Annotated in this window: 4 protein-coding genes and 1 pseudogene; all 5 read left to right on the forward strand. The window is 61.6% G+C overall.

Going from position 1 to position 5,712, the window contains the following annotated elements:
* Nucleotides 1–26: 26 nt before the first annotated feature.
* Nucleotides 27–116 (forward strand): annotated as a pseudogene (locus EN994_RS36095) ((2Fe-2S)-binding protein); the annotation flags it as partial.
* Nucleotides 117–229: 113 nt separating this feature from the next.
* Entirely contained in the window at nucleotides 230–2,578 is a 2,349-nt protein-coding gene (locus EN994_RS15155; protein WP_027160446.1) for a xanthine dehydrogenase family protein molybdopterin-binding subunit, read from the forward strand.
* A gap of 113 nt (nucleotides 2,579–2,691) precedes the next feature.
* Nucleotides 2,692–3,489 (forward strand): xanthine dehydrogenase family protein subunit M, encoded by a 798-nt coding sequence (locus EN994_RS15160; protein WP_063168155.1) that lies wholly within the window; start codon nucleotides 2,692–2,694, stop codon nucleotides 3,487–3,489.
* Nucleotides 3,490–3,894: 405 nt separating this feature from the next.
* Nucleotides 3,895–4,917 (forward strand): acyltransferase, encoded by a 1,023-nt coding sequence (locus tag EN994_RS15165; protein ID WP_013531268.1) that lies wholly within the window; start codon nucleotides 3,895–3,897, stop codon nucleotides 4,915–4,917.
* Nucleotides 4,918–5,164: 247 nt separating this feature from the next.
* Nucleotides 5,165–5,712, forward strand: a 548-nt coding sequence (locus EN994_RS15170) for an MFS transporter (protein ID WP_127307624.1), incomplete at its 3' end; no start/stop codon positions are given.

Here is a 5,712-nt window from a genome sequence, read left to right on the forward strand (position 1 = left end):
CATGATCCTCGGCTTCGACTGCGTGCTGCGCCGGCTACCACAACATCGTCAAGGCGATCCTCGCCGCATCGACGACGATGAAGGGGTCGAAGGGTAAGGCGAAACAAGCGGCTTGAACGAGGCAGTAGGGCAATAAGGCAGTAGGGCAGTAGGGAATCGGAGCCAATTTTTCCCTACTGCCGTACTGCCCTACTCACCTACTCCCCTACAATCTCGGGAGGAATTTCTGATGGGCATTGAAGGTGTTGGCGCTCGGGTCGCGCGCAAGGAAGACAAACGATTCATCACGGGCGCCGGCCGCTATGTCGACGACATGGTGGTTCCCGGCATGAAGCACGCCGCCTTCGTGCGCAGTCCGCACGCGCATGCGCAGATCAAGAAGATCGATGTGAAGAAGGCCCAAGGCATGCCCGGCGTCATCGGCGTGCTGACCGGCAAGGAACTCAAGGCCGATGGCATCGGCAATCTCATCTGCGGCTGGATGATCCACTCCAAGGACGGCTCGCCGATGAAGATGGGGGCATGGTCGCCACTCGCCTTCGACCGGGTCCGTTATGTCGGTGACGCCGTCGTCATTGTCGTCGCCGAGACCAAGGGGCAAGCGCGTGACGCCGCCGAGGCGGTCGAGATCACCTACAAGGAGTTGAAGGCCGTCGTCGACGCCTCCAAGGCGATGGACAAGGGTGCGCCGCAGATCCACCCCGAAGCGGACAACAATCTGATCTTCGACTGGGACATCGGCAATGCCGACGACACGGATGCGGCCTTCGGGAAGGCAGCCCATGTCGTCAAGATGGACATCATCAACAATCGGCTGGTGCCTAACGCCATGGAGCCGCGCGCCGCACTTGGCCATTACGACAAGGCCGAGGATCACTACACCTGCTGGACGACCTCGCAGAACCCGCATGTGGCGCGGCTGGTGATGAGCGCCTTCTACAATGTCGCGCCGGAAAACAAGCTGCGCGTGATCGCGCCCGATGTCGGCGGCGGTTTCGGCTCGAAGATCTACATCTATCCCGAAGAGATCGTCTGCCTGTGGGCGTCGAAGAAGACCGGGGTGCCGGTCAAATGGGTGGCTGACCGGACCGAGAGTTTTCTGACCGACGCGCATGGCCGCGACCATCACACCCATGCTGAAATGGCCTTCGACAAGGACCACAGGATCCTCGGCCTGAAGGTCGAAACCCAGGCCAATCTTGGCGCCTATATGTCGCTGTTTTCGTCGGCGACGCCTACCTACCTCTATGCGACGCTGCTGTCGGGCCAGTACAATATCCCGGCCATCCACGCCAATGTGAAGGCGATCTATACCAACACCGCGCCCGTCGATGCGTATCGCGGGGCAGGGCGGCCGGAAGCGACCTTCGTCATGGAGCGCATGATGGAGACGGCGGCCCGCCAGTTCGGCGTCTCGCCGGCCGAGCTGCGGCGCAAGAACTTCGTCACAGCGTTTCCGCATCAGACGCCGGTCATCATGTGCTATGACGCCGGCGACTATGCCGCTTCGCTCGATGCGGCAATGAAGGCGTCGGATTATGCCGGCTTTGCCAAGCGCAAGGCCGCCGCCGCCAAGAAGGGGCTGCTGCGCGGCATTGGCATGAGCTGCTACATCGAAGCCTGCGGCATCGCCCCGTCTGCTGCCGTCGGCTCGCTCGGCGCCGGTGTCGGCCTTTGGGAATCGGCGGAAGTGCGCGTCAACGCGGTCGGCACGATCGAGGTGCTGACTGGCTCGCACAGCCACGGCCAGGGCCATGAGACGACCTTCGCGCAACTGGTCAACGAGCGCTTCGGCGTGCCGCTCGATTCGGTCTCGATCGTGCATGGCGACACCGACAAGGTGCAGATGGGCATGGGCACCTATGGCTCGCGCTCGGGTGCAGTCGGCATGTCGGCCATCGTCAAGGCCCTCGACAAGGTCGAGGCCAAGGCCAAGAAGATCGCGGCACACCTGCTCGAAGCCGACGAAGGCGATATCGTCATCGAGAATGGCGCGCTGAAGGTCGCCGGCACCGACAAGAACGTGCCGTGGTTCCAGATGGCGCTGGCCGCCTACACTGCCCACAACCTGCCGGGCGGCATGGAGCCCGGGCTGAAGGAGACGGCGTTCTACGATCCGTCGAATTTCACCTTCCCGGCGGGCTGCTATATCTGCGAGGTCGAGGTCGACCCGGAAACCGGCGTCACCGAGATCGTCCAGTTCGTCGCTGCCGACGATTTCGGCAACATCATCAACCCGATGATCGTCGAAGGCCAGGTGCATGGCGGGCTGGCGCAAGGCATCGGCCAGGCGCTGCTCGAAGGCGCCCATTATGACAATAGCGGCCAGCTTTTGACCGCGAGCTACATGGACTACACCATGCCGCGCGCCGGCGATCTACCGTCGTTCAAGGTCTCGACCTCGAACACGCCATGCCCGGGCAATCCGTTGGGGATCAAGGGCTGCGGCGAGGCCGGCGCCATCGGCTCGCCGCCGGCGGTGATCAACGCCCTCACCGACGCCATCGGCAGCAACGATCTTGCCATGCCGGCTTCGCCGTCCACCGTCTGGGCCGCGATCCGCGCAACGAAACACTGAAAGCGAATAGCGAATAGGGAGTAGCGAATAGGGAAGAGAAGGCGGTGCGACTGGATAGTTCCTATTCGCTATTCGCTACTCCCTATTCGCCCATTCACCCAAGGGAGAATTCCATGTACGCAGTCAACTATCACCGCGCCGCCTCGGTCGCCGATGCTGCCAAGCTGGTCAAGACAGGCGACGCCAAGCTGCTTTCGGGCGGTATGACGCTGATCCCGGCGATGAAGACGCGGCTTGCCGCGCCGTCAGACCTTGTCGACCTGTCGCGGATCACGGAGCTGCAGGGCGTCAAGGTCTCGGGCAAGACCGTCACCATCGGCGCCGCGACCACGCATCACGCCGTTGCCAATGACGAGAAGCTGAAGAAGGCCTGTCCGGCGCTTGCCCATCTGGCGTCACTGATCGGCGATCCGGCGGTGCGCCATAAGGGGACGATCGGCGGCTCGATCGCCAACAACGACCCGGCGGCCGATTATCCGGCGGCGCTCCTGGCGCTGGGCGCCACCATTATCACCAACAAGCGCGAGATCGCTGCCGACAAGTTCTTCAAGGGTCTGTTCGAGACCTCGTTGAAGGAAGGCGAGATCGTCACCGCCGTCACCTTCACCGCGCCGGCCAAGGCGGCCTATGAAAAGTTCCGCAATCCGGCATCGCGCTACGCCATCGTCGGCGTGTTCGTTGCCAAGGGCAAGGATGGCGTCAGCGTCGCCGTCACTGGAGCCGGCGATGACGGCGTCTTCCGCTCGAAGGAGATCGAGGCAGCATTGGCCAAGAATTTCGCGGCCTCGGCACTGGAAGGTGTGAAAGTGCCGGCGAAGAATCTGATGACCGACATCCATGCCTCGGCCGATTATCGCGCCAATCTGATCGCGGTGATGGCCAAGCGCGCGGTTGCGGCAGCCAACGCCTGAGAAACTGTTTGGAAACTCTACTCCGGCGGCCATCTGATGGCGTTTTCTGTGCTTCCGGTGCTCACGTACCAAAAGTACGCTCCGCTCCGGTTCTCGAAACCACCACCTATGACTCGCCAGGGCGAGTTTCGAAACAGTTTCTAATACGATCAGTCGCAGACAAGGAAAGGGGCCTCCGTGGCCCCTTTTCTCGTGCGGCGGCCTGCATCCGTTCAGTTGCTGATGGAATCGCTGCCGCACTGCTTGAAGCAAATCCCCGCCGAGCCGGAGGCCGGACCTGATCCGGCAGCAATCTCGCACTTGCACAAATCCATATTGCACTGCAATATGAACTAGGGCGGGAATGCGAGCTGGGTTCGAATTGTACCATCGTACCCTTCGCATGCCTATTGCGAGAGGATCGGCATGACCGACATTTCCGCGACGCATGTCGTTCCGTCCCGATCCGCCGCCGACAGATCAACCAGAACAAGACTGGCCTATCTCGACGGCTGGCGCGGGCTTTCGATCGCGCTGGTTCTGATCGGCCATTTCTTTCCGGTTCCGGGAATCAATCTTGGCGTGCTGGGCGTCGAATTCTTCTTCGTGCTCAGCGGCCGGCTGATGGGCGAGATCCTGTTCATCGAACGCTACCCGCTGAAAAAATTCTTCAAACGCCGCTTCTCCCGCATCTATCCGGCTCTTCTGGTCTTCGTAGTCGTCGCGATGATCGCGCTCTCCGGCACGTTCCTCGCCTTCAAATGGAAGGCCGCGCTGACGGCGCTGACATTCACCTACAATTATGCCGGCATTCTCGTGGCTCGGGCAGGGGCGCTCGACCATATCTGGTCGCTCTGCATCGAGGAGCACGCCTACATCATCCTGGCGCTGATCAGCGTCATCGTCTCAAGTCGCTCTCGCGTGGTCGTGCTGCTCCTGGCGCTGGCCTTGCTGGCCATGGCCAATGGCGCGGTTTCGTACTGGGTCTTGGGGATGGACTACGAAACCACTTATTGGCGCACGGATGTGCACATCGCGTCGATCCTCCTGTCGGCTTCGATCTGCCTGCTCAAGGCCGACGGCAGGCTGCCGGCGTTTTTGAGAGGCAAGCATGTGGCCCTGGTGGCAACGGTCTGTGCCGTTGTCCTGTTCCTGGATCGGGTGCCGACGCCGATGCACTATCTCTTCGCGGTGCCGCTGCTGGCTCTGGCCGTCAACGCACTCGATTTCAGCCCACGGTATTTTTCCGGATTGCTGTCGTCCTGGCCGATGGCGACGCTGGGGCTGTGGTCGTACTCGCTCTATTTATGGCAGCAGCCGTTCTACAAATTCGTCTATGAGCAAGGCAGCGCGCCGATACCGATGCTGGCCGCAGTCTTCGCTTGCGCGGCCTGCAGCTACTACCTCATAGAGCGCCCGGCGCGCGAATGGCTCAACCGCAACTGGTGAATGCCGTCGTGCCCGGCCAGATGATCGTGAGTGCAGGTGGAGGGATCGCGCTTCATAAGCAGACAGTCAATCAATTGTTTCTAATCTAACTTTCGGGAAAGCAATGACCTGCTTTGCGATATGGGCCAGTCTCATTAGACATTGGTCGTATGGCAGGCATTCCTTATTGCCTCGCCGGCTTACCCGCCTAGTTTGTTCGCAGGACACATCTGAGAAGATGGTTCGAAGACGCATCTGGGAGGATGGAATGGATACGACTGGGGAAAGGGCGGGCGGCTGGCTCGACCGCTCACGCACCGTCGCCGAGCCTGGCTTCAGCAGGTGGATGGTGCCGCCGGCGGCGCTCTGCATCCACCTTTGCATCGGCCAGGCCTATGCGTTCAGCGTTTTCAACTTGCCGATGTCTAAGCTGATCGGCATCACCGACTCGGCGCCCGACGACTGGAAATTGACCGGCCTCGGCTGGATTTTCTCGATCGCGATCCTGTTCCTGGGCATTGCGGCGGCGTTCGGCGGCGGCTGGCTGGATCGCGTCGGTCCGCGCAAAGCCATGGTCGCTTCTGCCTGTTGTTTCGGCGGCGGCTTCATTGTCTCGGCGCTCGGCGTCTATCTGCACCAATTGTGGATCATCTATCTCGGCTACGGCGTGCTGGGCGGCATCGGTCTCGGCCTCGGCTATATCTCGCCGGTCAAGACGCTGATCACCTGGTTTCCGGACCGGCCGGGCATGGCAACCGGCATGGCGATCATGGGCTTCGGCGGCGGCGCCTTCATCGCCTCGCCGCTGTCGGTTCT

The sequence above is a fragment of the Mesorhizobium sp. M7A.F.Ca.CA.002.09.1.1 genome, assembly GCF_003998555.1.
GTDB classification, from domain to species: Bacteria; Pseudomonadota; Alphaproteobacteria; order Rhizobiales; family Rhizobiaceae; genus Mesorhizobium; species Mesorhizobium ciceri.